Genomic DNA, 20,200 nt, shown 5'->3' on the forward strand with positions numbered 1-20,200 from the left:
TCAAATCACTCCCAGGAGCAACGCGGTCAGGGTCATCAACACCGACGCGGCAAACAGAAAAGGGATGGTGAAGCGCTGGTGATCGGCCAATTCGATCTTGCACAGGCCCACCAACAGGAAGGTCGCGGGGGTCAGCGGGCTGACCGGGAAACCGGTGGTGTGCACGCCAAGCAGCGAGGCCTGGGCCACTTGCAGCGGGTCGACGCCCAGGGCCTTGCCGACTTCGGCGATCACCGGCATCACGCCGAAATAGTAGGAATCGGGATCAAACAGCATGCTCAGCGGCATGGAAATAAAGCCCACCACCGCCGGGATCAGCTTGCCGTGGCCGGCCGGAATCTGCGCCACCGCCACTTCGGCAATCGCCTTGAGCATGCCGGTGCCTTGCATGATGCCGGTGAACACCCCGGCGGCGAGCAGGATGCTGGCCATGGTCAGGGCGGTCTTGGCATGCGCATCGATACGGGCGCGCTGGGCGTCGACGTTGGGGTAGTTGATGCACAGCGCCACCACGGTGCCGAGCATAAACATCACCACCGGATCGACCCAGCCGGCAATCATCACCACCATCACCAGCACGGTCAGCACCAGGTTGACCCAGAACAGACGCGGGCGACGCAGCTTGATGTCGTCGTCACTGAGCACCCGTTGCGGCATGGCATCTACCGTGGAACCGGCGCCCAGGCCCAGGCGTTTTTCTTCGCGGCGGCCGAGCCACCAGGCACAGGCGAAGACAAAGATCAGGCCGACGATCTGCACCGGGATCAGCGGCTGGAACAAGTCCGCCACCGGCACATGCAGGGCTGCGGACGAGCGCAGCACCGGACCGGTCCACGGCAGGAAGTTGACCCCGGCCGCCATCGCACACACGCAGGCAAGGATGCGTTTATCAATGCCCAACCGCGTATACAACGGCAGCATCGCCGGCACCGTCACCAGAAAAGTCACGGCACCGGAGCCGTCCAAGTGCACCAGCAGCGCCAGGGTCGCAGTGCCCACGACAATCCGCGTAGGACGCGTGCCGACGGTGCGCAGGATGCGGTCGATGATCGGGTCGAGCATGCCGGCATCGGTCATGATCCCGAAAAACAGGATAGCAAACACAAACATGCCCACCACGGGGGCGACGTTCTTGATACCGGTAATGATGAAGGCACTGGTTTGCAGGCCAAAACCGCCGAGCAGCGCGGCGATGATCGGCAAGGCGATCAGGGCCACCAGTGGCGACAGGCGTTTGCTCATGACGGCAGCGAGCAGGCACAGGATGGTAATGACACCCAGGGTAGCGAGCATGGGTTACTCCAGAGCGGCCTTGTTGGCCGGTTATTGTTTTCCCTGGAGTATTGGAAGCGGGTTAGTCTTTGTAAATTGGAATATTCACTCGCTAGTGTTCGGAAAAACAAAATGAAGCTGCTCTTATGAAAAATAGCATCCAGCACATCCAAGCCTTTCTTGCCGTCGCCCGCACCGGCAGTTTCACCAAGGCCGCCAACGAGTTGCACCTGTCGCCCTCGGCGCTGACCGTGCAGGTGCAACAACTGGAAGACTGGCTCGGCGTCAGCCTGCTCGACCGCAGCCCGCGCCACGTCAGCATCACCGCTGCCGGCCAGGACGCGCGCGGGCCGATGGAAAAACTGCTGCTGGACCTGGACAACATCGTCACCGGCTCCCGCGACCTCGCCGCCCTGCGTCGCGGGGTAGTCACCATCGCCGCCCTGCCCTCAGTGTGCGCCGGCGCCCTGCCCCCGGCGTTGCGCCGCTTTCGCGAGCGCTTTGCCGGGATCGAAGTGCGCCTGCATGACCTGGTGGCCCACCGCATCCATGCCCAGGTGCGTTCCGGTGAAGTGGATTTTGGCATTGGCGTGCGCGCGCGGCTCAGCCATGGCCTGGCGTTTGTGCCGGTACTCAATGATCGGCTGTGTGCGTTTGTGCCGGTGGATCATCCCCTCACCCGCCATCGCCAGCTGAGCCTCGAACAACTGGCGGATCAGCCGATCATCCTCACCGGCCGCGACAGCAGTGTGCGTGAGCAGGTGGATGCGCTGTTCGATGAGACGCGGTTGACGCTGAACGCGGGAATGGAGGCCAACTACATGTCGACGGTGTTGGCGCTGGTGCGCCAGGGGTTGGGGATCAGTGTGTTGCCGGAGTCGGCGGCGGACAGTCTGGAGGGATTGCAGCGGATCACTATCGATCATCCTGGGGTGAATCGGGAGATCGGCTTGATTACACGGAGCGGGATGAGCTTGAGCCCCGCAGCACAGCGCTGTTTCGATAGGCTCAGCGAGGAATTATCTGACACAACACCGAGCTAAAATGTGGGAGCGGGCTTGCCCGCGATAGCAGTGTGTCAGGCTATGCATCTGGCACAGACAGACCGCTATCGCAGGCAAGCCAGCTCCCACATTTTGACCGTGTGAATCAGTCCAGCATCGGTACATGCTTGGGATGGCTGGCCACTCGCGCCAGCCACGCCTGCACGGCCGGATACGGCGCCAGATCAAACCCACCCTCATGCGCCACATGCGTATAGGCATACAACGCAATATCGGCAATCGAAAACTGCTCGCCCACCAGGTACGGCGTGGCCTGCAACTGGCGCTCCATCACCTTCAGCGCTTTGTAGCCGCGCTTATGGCAGGTGTTGTATTCCTCCAGGCGGTCTTCCGGCATGTTCAGGTAGAACTGGATAAACCGCGCCACCGCGATGTACGGCTCATGGCTGTATTGCTCGAAGAACTGCCACTGCAACACCTGGGTGCGCAGGCGTGGTTCAGTCGGCAAAAACTCGCTGCCATCGGCGAGGAAGTTGAGGATCGCGTTGGATTCCCACAGGCAAGTGCCGTCTTCCAACTCCAGTACCGGGATCTTGCCATTGGGGTTCTTGGCCAGGAACTCGGCGGTCTGGGTGTCACCGTTGAGGATGTCCACGTCGATCCATTGATACGGGGATGCCCAGCAGGTTGAGCATCAGTTTGATCTTGTAGCAGTTGCCCGACTTGTAATCGCCATAAACCTTGTACATGGGGCTCCCCTTATGCCGCTTGCGCGTGCTGTGCTTGACGGACCACCGCGGCCAGGCGCTTGAGACCTTCGTCCAGGCGGGCCGGGTCGATATGACTGAAATTGAGGCGCAACGAGCCCAAGTGTTGGTCCGGCTCGGAGAAGAACGGTTCACCAGGCATGAACGCGACGTCCTGCTCCAGCGCTTGCGCCAATAAAGTGCGGGTGTCGAGCGGCTGTTTCAAGGTCAGCCAGAAGAATAATCCGCCTTGGGGCACTTGCCAGTCGGGCCAGGTCGGCGAAGTGATGCGCCAGTGCGGCCTGGAACGCGTCGCGGCGTTCGCGGTAGAAACTGCGCAATTCCACCAGGTGATTCTGGTATTTTTCCGTGCCGATCCACTGCATCGCCTGCCATTGGCCGACGCGGTTGGTGTGCAGATCCGCCGACTGCTTGAGCTTGAGCAGGTGCGGGAACAGGTCCGGGCTGGCGATCAGGTAGCCGACGCGCAGGCCCGGCAACAAGGTTTTGGACACGGTGCCGGTGTAGATCCAGCTGGCTTTCTTCAGGCGCCCGACAATGGGTTTGGCGCTGCCGCCATCGAAGGTCAGCTCTCGATAAGGTTCGTCTTCGATCAGGGTCACGCCGAACTCATCGAGCAAGGCAGCAACCGCCTCGCGCTTGGCCTCGCTGTAGCGCACGGCCGAGGGGTTCTGGAAGGTCGGGATCAAGTAGATGAAGGCCGGGCGATGGCGCTCAAGGTTGGCGCGCAGGGCGGCCAGGTCGGGGCCGTCAGCCTCCAGAGGCACGGTGAGGCAGTCGGCACCGAACAGCTGGAAGATCTGTAACGCGGCCAGGTAGGTCGGGCCTTCCAGCAGGATCTGCGTGCCTTTGTCGATGTACAACTTGGCCGCCAGGTCCAGGGTTTGCTGCGAGCCGCTGACCACCAGCACCTGGCTGGCCTGGCACGGTATGCCCAGCGCACGGGCTTCGGCGGCGAGCAGTTCACGCAACTGCGGTTCGCCTTCGCTCATGCCGTATTGGCCGATGTTGAGGGGCATATCGTCCCAGTTCAACGCGGGCAGCATGGCCTCGGCCGGTAGGCCACCGGCGAACGACATCACTTCCGGGCGCTGGGCCGCCGCGAGGATTTCACGGATCAGGGAGCTTTTGAGGCGCGTAACACGTTCAGAGAAGGCCATGGGTTCACCGCTAGCGAAGACTGTGGGAAATACGTCAAACTGGTTGACCGAAATTACGACAGCCTGGATGGATACGTCAATATGCTTGACCTTAAAAACCCAGCCGCCCAACAAGAAGCCATGCAAGCGTTCTTCTTCGGCTACCAGGCCTTCACCGCCAAGGCCGACGAAATGCTCGAACGCCGTGGCTTGAGCCGGGTGCACCAGCGCATCGTATTTTTTATCGCGCGTTACCCGACGTTGAGCGTGAAAGAGCTGCTGGAACTGCTCGGAGTAAGCAAGCAGGCGCTGAATATGCCGCTGCGCCAATTGCAGGAAATGCACCTGGTGAACAGCGTCGCGTCCGAGACTGACAAGCGCAAACGCCTGCTGGAGCTGAGCGAAGAAGGCCAGCGTTTCGAACAGTCGTTGCGCCGTGAGCAGGTCAAACTGTTGCAGCGCGCGTTCAGTGATGTCGGCGAACAAGCCGTCGCCGGATGGCTGGCAGTGAATCAGGCACTGAGTGCGGCGAATTAGCCTTCTATCGCCTTCCACAGCATCATTCGAAAACATTATTTGCTTTCTTTGTATACAAAAGCATAATTCGCCTCGTGCGAGTTCCTGACCTACTGGTCAACAAAACCCGCCAGTACCTCAAAGCGCTGTTGCCCACATTTGTGACCGGCGCTGGAAATAACAATAAAACTCTTGAGGAGTACTTGCTGTGGATAGCCGCAAATCTGAAGCCCCGACGCTGGACCTCTCCCCGCCCAGCAACAGCTGGCTGGAACGCCTGTTCAAACTGCGCTTGCATGGCACCACAGTGAGGACCGAGTTGATCGCCGGCCTCACCACCTTCATCACCATGGCCTACATCATCTTCGTCAACCCCAACATCATGGCCGACGCCGGCATCGACCACGGCGCGGCGTTCGTCGCCACCTGCATCGCCGCCGCCCTGGGCTGCCTGCTGATGGGCCTGTACGCCAACTGGCCGGTGGGCCTGGCGCCGGGCATGGGCCTGAATGCGTTTTTCACCTACACCGTGGTCGGCACCATGGGCTACACCTGGGAAACCGCGCTGGGTGCGGTGTTTATCTCGGGCGTGCTGTTCATGGGCCTGACCCTGTCGCGGGTGCGTGAGTGGTTGCTCAACAGCATTCCGGTGAGCCTGCGTCATGCCATGGGCGCGGGTGTCGGTTTGTTCCTTGGGGTGATCGGCTTGAAGACAGCCGGGATCATCGTCGATAGCCCGGCCACGTTGATCAAGCTCGGTTCGCTGCATGAACCCGCACCACTGCTGGCGGCGGTGTGCTTCCTGCTGATTGCCATCCTCAGCTACCACCGCGTCTTCGGCGCCATCCTCATCAGCATCATCGCCGTAACCTTGGCCGGCTGGGGCCTGGGCCTGGTGCACTACAACGGCATGATCTCCACCCCACCAAGCCTGGCGCCGACCTGGATGGCCATGGACGTGAAAGGTGTATTCAATATCAGCATGATTAGCGTTGTATTTGCCTTTCTTTTTGTACACATGTTCGATACCGCAGGTACACTGATGGGCGTCGCGCAACGGGCCGGGCTGGTCAATGCCGATGGCAAGATCGATAACCTGTCCCGCGCGTTGAAAGCCGACAGTGCTTCCAGCGTGTTCGGCGCGATGGTCGGTGTGCCACCCGTGACCAGCTACGTGGAAAGCGCCGCCGGTGTTGCCGCTGGCGGTCGTACCGGGCTGACGGCCGTGACCGTGGGTGTGCTGTTTGTGGCCGCGATGTTTTTTGCTCCGCTGGCCGGCATGATTCCGGCCTATGCCACCGCGGGTGCACTGATCTACGTGGCAATGCTGATGATGGCGAGCATGGCGCACATCAACTGGGATGAAGCCACCGACAGCATTCCGGCGATTGTCACGGCAATCATGATGCCGCTGACCTTCTCGGTGGCCGACGGTATCGCCTTGGGCTTTATCACGTACGTGGCGCTCAAGGCGGGCACCGGCAAGTACCGCGAGATTTCGGTGAGCCTGTGGGTGCTGTGCGCGATCTTTATCGCCAAATTCATATTTCTATAAAAACGGAGTACATGATGAACCTGGAAACCTGGCTACTGTTTAGCGGCGCTGCACTGATCGTGATCCTGATCCCTGGCCCGTTGTCGCTGCTGATGATAAGCAACAGCCTCAACTACGGTCTGCGTCGCTCGTATCCAGCGTTTCTCGGTGGGGTGTTTGCCTCGATCTGCCTGTTGAGCGCCTCGGCCCTGGGCCTGGGCGCGCTGTTGCTGGCGTCCGAACAACTGTTCAGCGCCTTGAAGATTGCAGGCGCGGCGTACCTGTTTTACCTCGCCTGGCAGAGCTGGCAGCAATCACGGCAACCGGCAAAAGCGGCAGAAGTACCGTACAGCGCGCCGGTCCCACGCTTTCGTGCGCTGTTTGGCCGGGCGTTTGTGCTGGGTGCCAGCAACCCCAAGGACATCCTGTTTTTCGCCGCATTCCTGCCGCAATTTCTCAATAGCCAGCAGGCATTTCTCCCACAATTACTGATCATGATCGCCACCTGGACCGCCCTCGACCTGCTGTGCAAGTTGTTCTACGGCCTCAGTGCCCATGGCGCCGCGCGTTACCTGCGCAGCGGCAGCGGCCAGGGCTGGTTCAACCGGGTGAGTGCGGCCTTTTTTGGGACTGCCGGCGTGGCGGCGTTGCTCCGGGCTTGAGGCTGCCGAACCGGGCAAAATACAGGGTCGGCGGTTCTGTGGGGGTCCATTGGATACCGGCAATGATCCGTACCAGACGCCCTTCGTCCATGGCCTTTTTCAGCGGTTCAAACGCCTTGGCATAGTGCGCCAGCACGCTGCGCCGGTTAAACCACTCGTCAGTCAGTTGCATGGCGTGAGCGGCATGCAACTTGACGCTGGAGGTGTTGGCCCAGCGCGTCAGCACGTAGTACCGGTTGCTGGAATGTGGATGGGTGCAACTGTAATCCAGCGTCGCCTTCGCGCCTGGTTTCTTGTCCAGGGCACGTACGATAAACCCCTGCTGCTCCAACACCTCTCGAACAGCCTTTTGCATGATCTGCGACCGCTCGATCAGGTTGGTCTGGGTGGGCAGTTGCAAAGAGCGGTGCAGCGGCTGACGCAAGCGGAAGTCCGCACGCTCGAACCCGGGTGTCGAGGCCGCATCCCCCAGATAGACGGTAGTACGCGTGGTGCTGTCGAGGGGACGCAATAGCTTGAGCATGTCGTCGGTCTGCCCCACGGCATTGGGCGCCAGCCACTTATCCAGCGCGGCCTTGAGGTCGAGCAGGTGGGTCGCGGTGAGACGCGGGTGCGGGTCGGACAACTCCAGCAGCCGCTCGATCAAAAATCCACGACTGCTCGCCAACATGCCGGGAAATGCCCGAGCCAGGGCCAGGTGCAACGGTTCGCTGAACAGCGGGCGGTGAAACGTCCACTGACCATTGGCCGAAACGGTCGCCGGTATGGGTTGATCGAACAAGCCCGCTTCCAGCCAATAGCGGACATCCACGGCCGCCGCGTGCGCCAGGGGCTGATCGCGGGTGATGAACACCAGGTCCCTGAACGAAAGATTGCCACCCTCCGGGAGCACCCGGTAGTAACGACCGTTGTAGTGCAGCACCCTGTAGTTGCGCGCCGGAGGGGCGACAGTCACCTGGAAGATCCCGCGTGCGGGCAACAAGTCCGTCAATGTCAGCTCTCGCGCCACAGCCCAGGCCTGAAACGACTGGGGCTGAACCTGGGTCTGGCGCATGGCCCGATCCAGCGCTACCCGCGAAGGCGCTTGCCAGACCGTGGTGCGCTGCGCCCTGAACGGCTGCCACAACCCTGAACTGGGTCCCGGTTGCGGCGACGGCGGGGCATCAGCCCCCAGCAACCACTCCCGCTCCTCGCGGATATACAGCACCAACTCCCCTTCGGCTTGGTCGCCCGGGCTTTTGATCCGTAGCCCCGTTTCATCTCGGCGTCGATATAGCGGGTAGCCATATTCGCCATCCACCAGGAACTGCTCGCCGTTTTTCACGTAGATGCCCTTCTCCCCCGCGCCGCGCAATGCAAGTGCGCCCTCGCTGGAGAACGGCTTCTTGAACCGCTCCAGCACGCCCAGGGTGTGCGCAGCCGCCTGCGGCGTGGCCAGGGTATTTGCCATCCAGGCCTGGCGGCGGTGCAGCTGGCGCAGCGCCGAACGCATCGCACCCCGGCCCAGTGCCGCTCCAGGCCTGGCCAATTTGGCGGTTGGCACGAATGAAGTCAGCACATCAAAAAACGCCATCAGGGTGATAAACGCCACATCGACCGCGTCCTCTGGCCGGCCACTGAGATGGAAACGCCTCGCGGCGAGCAGCATTTCATACAGGCTGATGCCCACCCCTAGCACAGGCACGAAGGACAAAAGCCCACGTACGGTGGCCTCCCACTGCTCGCCAAGGCGCTGTTCGCGGTACTGCGCCAGGGCCGCGCCCGTGTTGGCGCGGGCGTGCACACGGCGCTGGATCTCCAGCACGCGCCCGTGGGCCAGCACCGCCAGGGCATCACAGTGGCAGGTATTGACAATATCCAGCCAAGCCATGGGTTCGGCGTCGATCTGTTCGCGGATCTGCACCTCGATCGCCTCGGTGGCGGCCGCCGCGACGCGGTGCTTGATATTGAACGAGCGGACGAACCGGCTGATCTGCTCGTACAGTCCAAGAACGGCGTGCCCGAACAAGCGCGTGGGGATAATTTTGACCAGCGGCGCCACGCTGATGGCCGGCGCAGGACGATACCCCGGATAGCCAGCCAATGCTTCGGCCTCCCAACCCGGGGCCACCAGGCTGGCGAGCGCCCGGAGGTTGTCAGGGCTGGCCCCCTGGCGATTCAATGCAGCCCTGGCCAATTGCCAATCCGCGTACTCGCTCAACACCGGGAAATGCACTGCGCTCGGCCAGTACACCAGGCAGAGTGGCGAGCGCTTGTCGACGATCACCAACAGGCCGGTTATGTGCCGATCATGGGCCAGGGTATGCCCGCGCAAACGCACAAAACTCAGGGTCGGCGCGGGCACGCCGGTTGCCGCCCGTGGCGCCATGGCGCGGGTAAACAGCTGCTGGGCCGGCAGCGAAAGCCCTTGCTGCGTAGCCGAAAACAGCTGCACCCGGGCGAGCTGTCGCGCCGCACGATCAATCAGCGGCCGTGGCAATCCCGTGGAGGACCGCGCCGGGTAAAACACTTGGCGGATCAGCTGTTGGTAGTGACCGGCAATGTCCAGGGATGCCAGGGTCTTCATCAGGTAGCGCGGCGTCAGGCGCATTTGCCACGCCGGTTGCAAATACCGCGCACGGTTCAGCCGCCACTCGGTCCAGGGCGCCTGGGGGTCGAGATTGTGCAGCGCCAGCTCCAGCAGGCTGAAGGTGGTGCGCTGCGGGCTGACGGTCTTTTTGATATGACGGTCACCCGGCGCGCAGGTACTTGCCCAGCCGCAGAAACTGTGAACCGACATCGTCGGGCATATCCAGCAGTGGCTGGTCGATATCCACCCCCGGGAAGAAACCGTCCGCCGTCAATTGGGCCGTCAGACGCTGGCGAGCAAACGTCTCCAGTGACGGCAGGATGTGCCACAGGCGGCCCTCCACCGCCATCGCACTGCCCAGGTAGCGGCGTTGCAGGTGCCTATGGTTTTTTTTAGCGGCCGCAGATGCGGTAGCGAGCCAGGCTGGCTGGGCCTTGGCATGCCTCGCCGCCAGCCGGAGCAGCTCGACGTTAGCCAGGGCCGCGTTGCGCAGCGGGTTGTCCGGTACTTGCAGGTGCTCAAACAGTTCCTGGGCCAGGACCCGTCGCGCCAATGCCGGATCGCTGATTTCGCTGAACAATCGATCATTGCCAGCCAGACGCTTATCCAACTGCCGATGAGCGTCGATCAGCGCCTTGAAATCGTCACGCAGTACATCGTGGGTCGCGACAACGTAATCCACCGCGAGCGTCAGTGACGCCGCCAAGCGGGCGGCGTGGCGTTCATCACGTTTGATACAGCGCCACAACGCCGAGTCATCAGGCCCGGCCAGGCTGGCCCGCAAGCTTTTGGACAACCCTTCGAGACAATCAAACACTGCCAGGCCGCCATGGCTGCCACTCACCACCAGCACCACCGGCTGAAGCCGGGCCGGCGCCCCCTGGGCAGCTGTGGTGGTGACGACCATCAGCCCCCTCAGGGTGTAGCGAACAGGCGCACTGCCACTGACGCAGACGCGCAAAACACCGGTGTCGCTGCCTTGTCGGGCCGCCGCCAAAGGCGTGTTGAGCACTTCGAGCAAGCGATCAAGGTGGGTTTGCTCGATCACGCCCAACTGACGCATCAGCTGCGCTTCACATCGCAGCGCCTGGAGCTGGGCCGCAAACACCAGCGCTGAACGGTTGCGCGTGCCATCCGGGCGTTCGGTCCAGAACGCCAGTTGCAACAGGCGCTCACCGGCATCGAGCGTCCACTGCCTGACCGCCTGCGCCTTGGCCTGTCGCTGCTCCTGATCCTGCAAAAAAACCTGATAGGCGTCGGTTTCGCGGGCGGGGTCCTTGGCATCCAGCAGTGCCAGCAACCCTTGTTCATAACGCCTGATGTGCAGGGCACGGGTGCCGCGCGGCAGGTCTGAGCATTGGCTCGCCAGGATAACCTCGGGTTGACGGCGCAGACGATCCCACTCCAATAGCTCATCCAGCGCGGGGCCCCACGCAAGCGTACCCACCGCACGCCGCCGGCCCAGCTCGATGAACCGCATCAGACGCGCAGCCTGGCGGCTGGGCAGTTCGGCATCGAGGGGCACGTCAAGCGCGTAATTGATCGACAGCAGCGCGGCCCATTCATTGGCCGATTGCTGCTCCAGCATGGCGTGCAGGCTATGCGCCAGGGCGTCGCCACTGAGCGTCTGGCTGGGCTGCAGCGGTGGCAACGTTGCCACATCCGCCCGGCTAAAGGGCAGGTACTGCCACGCATCCCCCAGCAACCACGCCTTGATCCGCTCGGGCAGTTGCGCCTGCAGCTGCTGCCAGGAGCTGAACTCATGAAACCCAAGGTGCAAGCCCGGCAGGTACACCACCTGCGTGGTGCTGTCTCGATAGAGGTGCAGCGCCCCGGGGATCGCCAGAGTGCCTGCGCTGGCGTGGGGCCACATTATCCGGCCTGCGTGCACCGTGGCCCAATCGCCGCCGGCCTGCTGGCGCGCCGCGAGGGTGGGCGCGTCCCACAGTTGCTTGACCAACGTGTAGCCCGCGTCCGACAACGTGAACAACTGCTGCGCCAGGAAAGCCTGCTCGGCAAACACAGCTTTGTGCAGTTCCACCGCGCGCTCCTGGCGCGATGATGCGCTGCCGTGGGCCAGTTGCTGCCAATAATCCGCCACCGCACCGCCAACCCGGGCCACCAACTGCAGTTTGCCGACCTGCTTCAGCGCCTGTACTGCATTGAAGGGCAACCTCGCGCCGGGATCGCCCTTGATACTCAGCGCCGTGAAGTGATGGAGATTGATCGGCGGATACGGCTCGGTAAACAGCGCCAGGGTCCGGTCCATCAGACTGTTGCGATGCTGGGTCGGGCGCGGTGGCAGCGGCTCACTGAACAGCAAGCTGTAAGGGTCCAGGCCGAACGCCTGGCGCAGCGCCCCACGAATCCGCGACAACAGCCGGGGCGCGCGCACGACCAGGGTGCGCAGGGAGTGGGCGGCGCGTGTGCAACGTTCATGGGCGCTGTACAACTCGTCAACCGTGCGACTGGGCAGGCGTACGCTGTTGATGCGCCGTGTCAGCCGCGTACGAATCGCCGCCAGGCGCTGCTCCTGGGGCGTGCCCGGGTCGTCAAAATCGAAAGATTGCGGTGCAACGTCGGGGGTATCGAGGCTCATGGCGGGGTCTTCATGGCAGGAAAACCCGAGCCTAGTCACCCAACCCTGAGCCGGTGCGCTACATAAATGGCAGGCGAAAAAAAGCCCGCAGTGTGGGCGGGCGAAAAACCAACGAAGAGCTTTGGGGGTGTGAAGCGAGGTGACGCTAGCTACCGCGATAGGTGGAGTAGCTGTAGGGCGAAATCAGTAGCGGGACATGGTAGTGCTCCTGTTCGGCGCTGATGCCGAAGCGCAATACCACCACATCCAGGAAAGCCGGCTCCGGCAATTGCACGCCGCGGGCGCGGTAATAATCGCCAGCGCTGAATTGCAGCTGGTAGACACCACTGCGGTAGTCGTCGCCTTGCAACAATGGCGCGTCGCAGCGGCCGTCGCTGTTGGTCAGGGTGGTGGCCACCAGTTCCAGCTGCGCGCCTTCGACGCGGTACAGCTCAACCTTGATTGCGCTGCCGGGGCAACCGTGTGCGGCGTCCAAAACGTGTGTGGTCAAACGTCCCATGGCGTCTACGCGCCTCCCGAAGTCAGTAGAAGAGAGATCCGCACTTTTTCAGGGCAGTGAAAAAGCCGGCGATGGCTGATTAAGACACTTTTTAAAAAAATTGTACACAATAAAAATCACAAACCTTTTGATCACCCCGCCCATATTGCCTGAGCAGCCAATCAGCGAGTAATCCTTGCTTTTAAACGACCTTTTGTCCATTAGCTGACCAACTGGGCAAGTTTCTTGCTACACCCTTTACACAGAGCCCTGCGGAAAAAATGCAGAAATTTAGGCTTACAAAGTGGACGATAAGTTGTATACAATCACTCATCGCTGTGACGCCACCCAGTCATTCCACTGCCCGGCCGCCACATGAATGATCACGAACAAGAAGGAAGACTGCAGTGAGCGCTGACTACCCACGCGACCTGATCGGTTACGGCAGTAACCCTCCTCACCCCCACTGGCCGGGCAAGGCACGCATTGCGTTGTCGTTTGTACTCAACTACGAGGAAGGCGGCGAGCGCAACATCTTGCACGGTGACAAAGAGTCCGAAGCCTTTCTCTCGGAGATGGTCTCGGCCCAGCCGCTGCAAGGTGCGCGCAACATGAGCATGGAGTCGCTGTACGAATACGGCAGCCGTGCCGGCGTGTGGCGCATCCTCAAGCTGTTTAAAGAATTCGATATCCCGCTGACCATCTTCGCCGTGGCCATGGCCGCCCAGCGCCACCCGGATGTGATCCGCGCCATGGTCGACGCCGGCCACGAGATCTGCAGCCACGGCTACCGCTGGATCGACTACCAGTACATGGACGAGGCCCAGGAACGCGAGCACATGCTCGAAGCGATCCGCATCCTCACCGAACTCACCGGCGAACGCCCACTCGGCTGGTACACCGGGCGCACCGGCCCGAACACGCGGCGGCTGGTGATGGAGGAAGGCGGCTTCCTCTACGACTGCGACACCTACGACGACGACCTGCCCTACTGGGAACCCAACAACCCCACCGGCAAGCCGCATCTGGTGATCCCCTACACCCTGGACACCAACGACATGCGCTTCACCCAGGTGCAGGGTTTCAACAAGGGCGATGACTTCTTCGACTACTTGAAAGATGCGTTCGACGTGCTCTACGCCGAAGGCGCCGAGGCGCCGAAGATGCTCTCCATCGGCCTGCACTGCCGCCTGATCGGCCGCCCTGCACGCCTGGCTTCCTTGAAGCGCTTTATCGAATACGCCAAAGGCCACGAACAGGTGTGGTTCACTCGTCGCGTGGACATTGCCCGTCACTGGCACGACACCCACCCGTTCCAGGGAGCTGCCAAATGACCGCCTTCAAGACCCTCAAACCCTCGACGCTGAGCCGCGACGAATTCGTCGCCGCCTTCGCCGATATCTACGAACATTCGCCATGGGTGGCCGAAAAGGCCTACGACCTGGGCCAGGACCCTTCGATCGACGAGATCGAAACCCTGCACCAGCGCATGAGCGACATCCTGTTGAGCGCCGATCATGCCAGCCAGCTGGCCCTGATCAACGCTCACCCGGACCTGGCCGGCAAAGCCGCCGTCCAGGGCCAACTGACCCAAGCCAGCACGGATGAACAGGCTGGCGCGGGGATTCACCAATGCACGGCCGAAGAGTTTTCTCGCTTCACCGAGCTGAACGATGCCTACAAGGCCAAGTTCAAGTTTCCCTTCATCATGGCGGTAAAAGGCAGCAACCGGCATCAGATCCTGGCCGCGTTCGAAACGCGCATCCACAACTCGGTGGACACCGAGTTCAAATGCGCCCTGGCCGAGATCAACAAGATCGCGTTGTTCCGTTTACTGACCCTCTAAACGACCATCCCCAGCCACTCTATCTAAGGCAGACAAGAAGAATGAAAGCTTACGCCGTACCTTTCGAGAAGTTCGTCAACCTGGCCGACGCCCGCCTGGGCACCAAGATTCTTTCGGTGACCGATGACTGGTTCGCCGACGCCAACCGCCTGTTCCAGCCGACCCCGGCCGTATGGAAGGAGGGCGTTTTCGATGACAACGGCAAGTGGATGGACGGCTGGGAATCACGCCGCAAGCGCTTCGAAGGCTACGACAGCGCAGTGATCCGCCTGGGCGTACCCGGCTCGATCAAAGGCGTGGACATCGACACTTCATTCTTCACCGGCAACTTCCCGCCGTCGGCCTCTCTCGAAGCCTGCTTCCTGGCCTCGGGCGACCCTGATGAGAACACCCAGTGGGTGGAAGTGCTGTCGGCCGTCGAGCTGCAAGGCAACAGCCACCACTACCACGAGATCAGCAACGACAAGGCCTTCAGCCACCTGCGCTTCAACATCTACCCGGATGGCGGCGTCGCTCGTCTGCGTGTGTACGGTATTCCGTTCCGCGACTGGTCGTCGATCGGCGACAACGAACAAGTCGACCTGGCCTCGGCCCTCAACGGCGGCCGTGCACTGGCCTGCTCCGATGAACACTTCGGGCGCATGAGCAACATCCTCAACCCGGGCCGTGGCATCAACATGGGCGACGGCTGGGAAACCGCACGTCGCCGTACTCCGGGCAATGACTGGGTGATCGTCGCACTGGGCCACCCGGGCGAGATCGAGAAAATCATCGTCGACACCCTGCACTTCAAGGGCAACTACCCAGACACCTGCTCGATCCAGGGCGCCTTCGTGAAAGGCGGCACCGACAGCCAGATCGAAACCCAATCGCTGTTCTGGCGCGAGCTGTTGCCTTCGCAGAAGCTGGAAATGCACGCTGAACACAGCTTCGCCGAGCAGATCAAGGCGCTGGGGCCGATTACCCACATCCGCCTGAATGTGTTCCCGGATGGGGGTGTGAGCCGCCTGCGCGTTTTGGGCAAAGTAGCCAAGTAAGCGGTGAACCCGATCGCAGGCAAGCCAGCTCCCACATTTGAATGTATTCACATATCAAAATGTGGGAGCGGGCTTGCCCGCGATGGCGGCCGAACAAACAACACAACATTCGGATAAGAAGACAGCCATGCGCACACTAGTGATCGAACCCCTGACCAAAGAAGCCTTCGCCCCTTTCGGAGACGTTATCGAAACCGACGGCAGCGATCACTTCATGATCAACAACGGGTCGACCATGCGCTTTCACAAATTGGCCACGGTCGAAACCGCTAAACCGGAAGACCACGCCATCATCAGCATTTTCCGCGCCGACGCGCAGGACATGCCGCTGACCGTGTGCATGCTGGAGAGACACCCGCTGGGCAGCCAAGCGTTCATACCGCTGCTCGGCAACCCCTTTCTGATCGTGGTCGCGCCACTTGGCGATGAACCTGTATCGGGCTTGGTCCGCGCCTTCGTTACCAACGGCAGGCAGGGCATTAATTACCATCGCGGCGTCTGGCACCACCCGGTGCTGACGATCGAAAAGCGGGATGACTTCCTGGTGGTTGATCGCAGTGGCACAGGCAATAACTGCGATGAGCATTTTTTCAAAGAGGATGAGCGGTTGATCCTCGCCCCCCACCAATAAGAGAAGGCTTGATCACCCGACAACAAGGGTGACAGGCGAGAGGTAAAGACTGTGGAAGCACATCTGTTGGAATGGCTGAACCTTAGCGTGCGCTGGGTTCACATGATCACTGGCGTCGCGTGGATCGGCGCTTCTTTCTACTTTGTCTGGCTGGAAAACAACCTCAATCGCGTCAACCCCAAGAGCGGCCTGGCCGGTGACTTGTGGGCGATCCACGGTGGCGGTATCTACCACCTGGAAAAATACAAACTGGCCCCACCGACCATGCCGGACAACCTGCACTGGTTCAAATGGGAAGCCTATTTCACCTGGATGTCGGGCGTCGCGCTGCTGTGCGTGGTGTTCTACCTCAACCCGACGCTGTACCTGCTCGCCCCCGGCAGCAGCCTCAGCGGCACCGAAGGCGTGTTGCTGGGCATTGGCTCACTGTTCGCCGGCTGGTTCATCTACTCCTTCCTCTGCGACTCGGCCCTGGGCAAACGCCCTGCCCTGCTCGGCTTCATCCTGTTCGTGCTGTTGATTGCCGCCGCGTACGGCTTCAGCAAAGTGTTCAGCGGCCGTGGCGCCTACCTGCACGTGGGTGCGGTGATCGGCACCATCATGGTCGGCAACGTATTCCGCATCATCATGCCGGCGCAACGCGCATTGGTCGCGGCCATCGCCGAGAACCGCACGCCAGACCCGGCGCTGCCGGCCAAGGGCTTGCTGCGTTCGCGCCACAACAACTACTTCACCTTGCCGGTGCTGTTCATCATGATCAGCAACCACTTCCCGAGCACCTACGGCAGCCAATACAACTGGCTGATCCTGGCCGGTATCGCCGTGGCCGCCGTGTTGGTCCGTCACTACTTCAACACCCGGCATAACAGCCAGAAGTACGCGTGGACCTTGCCGGTGGGCGCCTTGGCGATGATCAGCCTGGCGTACGTGACCGGTCCCAAGCCGGTGGCCGAAGTGGCCAAGGCCCCTGCAGCCATCGAGTACCAACCGTTGCCAGAAACGGCGTTGGGTGGTGGCTTGAAACCGGCCGCGCCCGCCGCTGCTCCTGCTGCCGAACCGGCACCTGCGCAGGCGTCGATTGATTTCGACAAAGTGCATGGGGTGATCCAGGAACGCTGCGCCGTGTGCCATTCGGCCAAGCCCACCAGCCCGCTGTTCAGCACCGCACCGGGTGGAGTGATGTTTGATACCCCGGCGCAGATCCAGCAGCAGGCGGCGCGCATTCAAGCGCAGGCCGTCGCGACCCAGATCATGCCGTTGGGCAACATCACCCAGATGACCCAGCAGGAGCGGGATCTGATTGGTACCTGGATCAATCAGGGGGCCCGTACCAACTAACTGATCCACACACATCCAACTGTGGGAGAGGACTTGTGTGGGAGCTGGCTTGCCTGCGATGGCATCACCTCGGTCGACCTGATACACCGAGGTGCCTGCATCGCAGGCAAGCCAGCTCCCACATAAGCCAACTCCCACAGTTGGCACCGTGCAAGTTTGTAGATTGAGTTCCACCCGGCAATTGAATGCCAAACAACACAACAATAAAAAAGATCCGAGGTGTTGCATGACCGAGTTAGCCGAACCGCAGATTCCTGCCGCACCCGCCATGGTGCGGCTGCCCCTCTTGCAACTGATTCTGGTAGGCCTGCAACACGTCTTGCTGATGTACGGCGGCGCCGTCGCCGTGCCCCTGATCATTGGCCAGGCCGCCGGCCTGAGCCGTGAAGAAATCGCTTTTCTGATCAACGCCGACCTGCTGGTGGCCGGTATCGCCACCATGGTGCAGTCATTCGGCATCGGCCCGGTGGGCATTCGCATGCCAGTGATGATGGGCGCCAGTTTCGCCGCCGTCGGCAGCATGGTGGCCATGGCCGGCATGCCCGGTATCGGCTTGCAGGGGATCTTCGGCGCGACCATCGCCGCCGGGTTCTTCGGCATGATCATCGCGCCGTTCATGTCCAAGGTGGTGCGCTTCTTCCCGCCCCTGGTCACCGGCACCGTGATTACGGCCATCGGCCTGTCGCTGTTTCCAGTGGCCGTAAACTGGGCCGGCGGCGGCAGCGCAGCGGCCACCTTCGGCTCGCCGATCTACCTGGCGATTGCCGCGCTGGTACTGGGCACCATCCTGCTGATCAACCGTTTCATGCGCGGTTTCTGGGTGAACATCTCGGTGCTGATCGGTATGGGCCTGGGCTACGTGCTGTGCGGCCTGCTCGGCATGGTCGACCTCAGCGGCCTGGCCCAGGCGCCGTGGGTGCAGGTGGTGACACCGTTGCACTTCGGCATGCCCAAATTCGAGTTGGCGCCCATCCTGTCGATGTGCCTGGTGGTGGTGATCATCTTTGTCGAGTCCACCGGGATGTTTCTCGCCCTGGGCAAGATCACCGGCCAGGACGTCACCCCGAAAATGCTCCGCCGTGGCCTGTTGTGTGATGCCGGCGCCTCGTTTGTGGCCGGGTTCTTCAACACCTTTACCCACTCGTCCTTTGCGCAAAATATCGGCCTGGTGCAGATGACCGGCGTGCGTTGCCGTTCGGTGACGATCATGGCTGGCGCGTTCCTGATCGTGCTCAGCCTGCTGCCGAAAGCCGCGTACCTGGTGGCGTCGATTCCGCCGGCAGTGCTCGGCGGTGCGGCGATTGCCATGTTCGGCATGGTGGCCGCGACCGGAATCAAGATCCTCCAGGAAGCCGACATCGCCGACCGCCGCAACCAGTTGCTGGTGGCGGTAAGTATCGGCATGGGCCTGATCCCGGTAGTACGCCCGGAGTTCTTCGCGCAACTGCCGCTGTGGATGAGCCCGATTACCCACAGTGGCATCGCCATGGCCACCCTCAGCGCGTTGTCGCTGAATGTGCTGTTCAACATCCTCGGCGGCGCGGAACGCCCGGAAGTCGCCCACTCGCATTGATTCCTTCGTTCATTACAAAAACAAAAACAGACAGGGAACACCGACATGCACGCCATTCACCCGGGGCCGGCCACAAGCCGTGCCCCATTCTCGCCCCACGCGCTCTTTAACAGCGCACTTGAGCCAAGGCTTTGGAGCCAGTATTCTCCGCGCCCGCTCGAATCGACTCAAAAAAAAACAGCGAATGTAAAAGCTGACTGCAAGGCCAACTTATCCCGGCCTAATGTCTGCTGCCAAAGTGCGCAAACGTCCTCTGAATTCGACTGCATCTCATGCAGCCGACGGGGATTTTTTGGCTTTTTAAACACCTTGGCGCAGCTCTTGCTAAAAGCATTAAAGCTGACCGAACAGACGATTTTTGCAGCGAACCAAAAGGCGCCACACCAGAGCGCCTGCGTAGAAGAAAAACCACAAAACTTTAACTCGGGAGCAACCGAATGAAACCTATGTTCAAAGGCCTGATGCTGGCGGGATCCCTGCTGGCCGGTGGCCAAGCCGTGGCCGGTGACCTGCTGCAATGGCAAAACAACAGCCTGACCTACTTGTGGGGCAAGAACTTCACCGTCAACCCGCAGATCCAGCAAACCGTCACGTTCGAACATGCCGATGCCTGGAAGTACGGCGACAACTTCCTGTTTGTCGACCGCATCTTTTACAACGGCAAGGAAGACGGCAACGTCGGCCCGAGTACTTACTACGGCGAAATCAGTCCACGCCTGTCGTTCGGCAAGATCTTTAATCAAGACCTGTCCTTTGGCCCGATCAAGGACGTGCTGCTGGCCTTTACTTACGAGTTCGGCGAAGGCGACAACGAGTCGTACCTGTTCGGCCCTGGCTTTGACTTGAACGTGCCGGGCTTCGACTACTTCCAGTTGAACTTCTACCAGCGCCAGACCGAAGGCAACCGCCCGGGCGATGGCGTCTGGCAGATCACCCCGGTATGGGCCTACACCCTGCCAGTGGGCAACTCCGACATCCTGATCGATGGCTTTATGGATTGGGTGGTGGACAACGACAAGAACGCCCGTGGCACTTACCACGCCAACCTGCACTTCAACCCGCAGGTCAAATATGACCTGGGCAAGGCGATGAACTGGGGCGCGAAGCAGTTGTATGTCGGTTTTGAATACGACTACTGGAAGAACAAGTACGGGATCGAAGATTCCGGTGCATTCAAGACCAACCAGGACACGGCGAGCTTCCTGGTCAAGTACCACTTCTAACGAGCGCTGCTA

At 61.3% G+C, this 20,200-nt stretch carries 16 protein-coding genes and 2 pseudogenes; 12 read left to right on the forward strand and 6 right to left on the reverse strand.

Features of this window, described 5'->3' with window-relative positions:
- On the reverse strand, positions 1 to 1,293 hold the full coding sequence (locus PSH87_RS19380) for a CitMHS family transporter (RefSeq protein WP_017735887.1): 1,293 nt from the start codon (positions 1,291 to 1,293) through the stop codon (positions 1 to 3).
- Positions 1,294 to 1,418: 125 nt separating this feature from the next.
- Between PSH87_RS19380 and PSH87_RS19385 the strand changes: the two genes are divergently transcribed.
- Positions 1,419 to 2,315 (forward strand): LysR family transcriptional regulator, encoded by an 897-nt coding sequence (locus tag PSH87_RS19385; RefSeq protein WP_305430740.1) that lies wholly within the window; start codon positions 1,419 to 1,421, stop codon positions 2,313 to 2,315.
- A 106-nt stretch (positions 2,316 to 2,421) separates the two neighbouring features.
- Here the strand turns inward: PSH87_RS19385 and PSH87_RS19390 are convergent.
- Positions 2,422 to 3,025: pseudogene (locus PSH87_RS19390) on the reverse strand (glutathione S-transferase family protein).
- Between the two features lie 10 nt (positions 3,026 to 3,035).
- Positions 3,036 to 4,203, reverse strand: a pseudogene (locus PSH87_RS19400) (PLP-dependent aminotransferase family protein).
- An 81-nt stretch (positions 4,204 to 4,284) separates the two neighbouring features.
- On the opposite strand from PSH87_RS19400, the gene PSH87_RS19405 reads away from it, so the two are divergent.
- The 3 genes from PSH87_RS19405 (at position 4,285) to PSH87_RS19415 (ending at position 6,894) form a co-directional block, all read left to right on the forward strand.
- On the forward strand, positions 4,285 to 4,719 hold the full coding sequence (locus PSH87_RS19405; protein ID WP_305430741.1) for a MarR family winged helix-turn-helix transcriptional regulator: 435 nt from the start codon (positions 4,285 to 4,287) through the stop codon (positions 4,717 to 4,719).
- A 187-nt stretch (positions 4,720 to 4,906) separates the two neighbouring features.
- Complete coding sequence (locus tag PSH87_RS19410) at positions 4,907 to 6,253, forward strand: NCS2 family permease (protein ID WP_305430742.1); 1,347 nt, start codon at positions 4,907 to 4,909, stop codon at positions 6,251 to 6,253.
- A gap of 14 nt (positions 6,254 to 6,267) precedes the next feature.
- A complete protein-coding gene (locus PSH87_RS19415; protein WP_017735893.1) occupies positions 6,268 to 6,894 on the forward strand; it encodes a LysE family translocator in 627 nt (208 codons plus the stop codon).
- On the opposite strand, the gene PSH87_RS19420 is transcribed toward PSH87_RS19415, so the two are convergent.
- The 3 genes from PSH87_RS19420 to uraH all read right to left on the reverse strand — a co-directional run bounded on the left by PSH87_RS19420 (position 6,833) and on the right by uraH (position 12,561).
- Positions 6,833 to 9,673 (reverse strand): dermonecrotic toxin domain-containing protein, encoded by a 2,841-nt coding sequence (locus PSH87_RS19420; RefSeq protein ID WP_305430744.1) that lies wholly within the window; start codon positions 9,671 to 9,673, stop codon positions 6,833 to 6,835. The genes PSH87_RS19415 and PSH87_RS19420 overlap by 62 nt on opposite strands.
- Entirely contained in the window at positions 9,624 to 12,062 is a 2,439-nt protein-coding gene (locus PSH87_RS19425; RefSeq protein ID WP_305430745.1) for a dermonecrotic toxin domain-containing protein, read from the reverse strand. The genes PSH87_RS19420 and PSH87_RS19425 overlap by 50 nt, the downstream gene beginning before the upstream one ends.
- Positions 12,063 to 12,207: 145 nt before the next feature.
- Complete coding sequence (gene uraH, locus PSH87_RS19430) at positions 12,208 to 12,561, reverse strand: hydroxyisourate hydrolase (protein WP_017735895.1); 354 nt, start codon at positions 12,559 to 12,561, stop codon at positions 12,208 to 12,210.
- Between the two features lie 386 nt (positions 12,562 to 12,947).
- Here uraH and puuE point away from each other — a divergent pair, with 386 nt between their 5' ends.
- From puuE to PSH87_RS19470, 8 genes are all read left to right on the forward strand, one after another.
- Complete coding sequence (gene puuE / locus PSH87_RS19435; protein ID WP_257780616.1) at positions 12,948 to 13,874, forward strand: allantoinase PuuE; 927 nt, start codon at positions 12,948 to 12,950, stop codon at positions 13,872 to 13,874.
- On the forward strand, positions 13,871 to 14,386 hold the full coding sequence (gene uraD, locus PSH87_RS19440; protein WP_207045001.1) for a 2-oxo-4-hydroxy-4-carboxy-5-ureidoimidazoline decarboxylase: 516 nt from the start codon (positions 13,871 to 13,873) through the stop codon (positions 14,384 to 14,386). Before puuE ends, uraD begins: the two co-directional genes overlap by 4 nt.
- Positions 14,387 to 14,427: 41 nt before the next feature.
- Positions 14,428 to 15,423: an allantoicase gene (gene alc, locus PSH87_RS19445; protein ID WP_017735898.1), complete on the forward strand. Its 996-nt coding sequence runs from the start codon at positions 14,428 to 14,430 to the stop codon at positions 15,421 to 15,423.
- A gap of 127 nt (positions 15,424 to 15,550) precedes the next feature.
- Positions 15,551 to 16,054 (forward strand): ureidoglycolate lyase, encoded by a 504-nt coding sequence (locus tag PSH87_RS19450; RefSeq protein ID WP_105694926.1) that lies wholly within the window; start codon positions 15,551 to 15,553, stop codon positions 16,052 to 16,054.
- 51 nt (positions 16,055 to 16,105) lie between these two features.
- Entirely contained in the window at positions 16,106 to 17,392 is a 1,287-nt protein-coding gene (locus PSH87_RS19455; protein WP_124529482.1) for a urate hydroxylase PuuD, read from the forward strand.
- 226 nt (positions 17,393 to 17,618) lie between these two features.
- Entirely contained in the window at positions 17,619 to 18,965 is a 1,347-nt protein-coding gene (locus tag PSH87_RS19460; RefSeq protein WP_017737540.1) for a nucleobase:cation symporter-2 family protein, read from the forward strand.
- 45 nt (positions 18,966 to 19,010) lie between these two features.
- Positions 19,011 to 19,406, forward strand: a complete 396-nt coding sequence (locus PSH87_RS19465) for a hypothetical protein (protein ID WP_157356524.1) — start codon at positions 19,011 to 19,013, stop codon at positions 19,404 to 19,406.
- On the forward strand, positions 19,403 to 20,188 hold the full coding sequence (locus PSH87_RS19470) for an outer membrane protein OmpK (protein WP_124529478.1): 786 nt from the start codon (positions 19,403 to 19,405) through the stop codon (positions 20,186 to 20,188). Before PSH87_RS19465 ends, PSH87_RS19470 begins: the two co-directional genes overlap by 4 nt.
- The last annotated feature ends 12 nt before the right edge of the window (positions 20,189 to 20,200 follow it).

It is taken from the genome of Pseudomonas sp. FP453, assembly GCF_030687495.1.
Taxonomy (GTDB): Bacteria; Pseudomonadota; Gammaproteobacteria; order Pseudomonadales; family Pseudomonadaceae; genus Aquipseudomonas.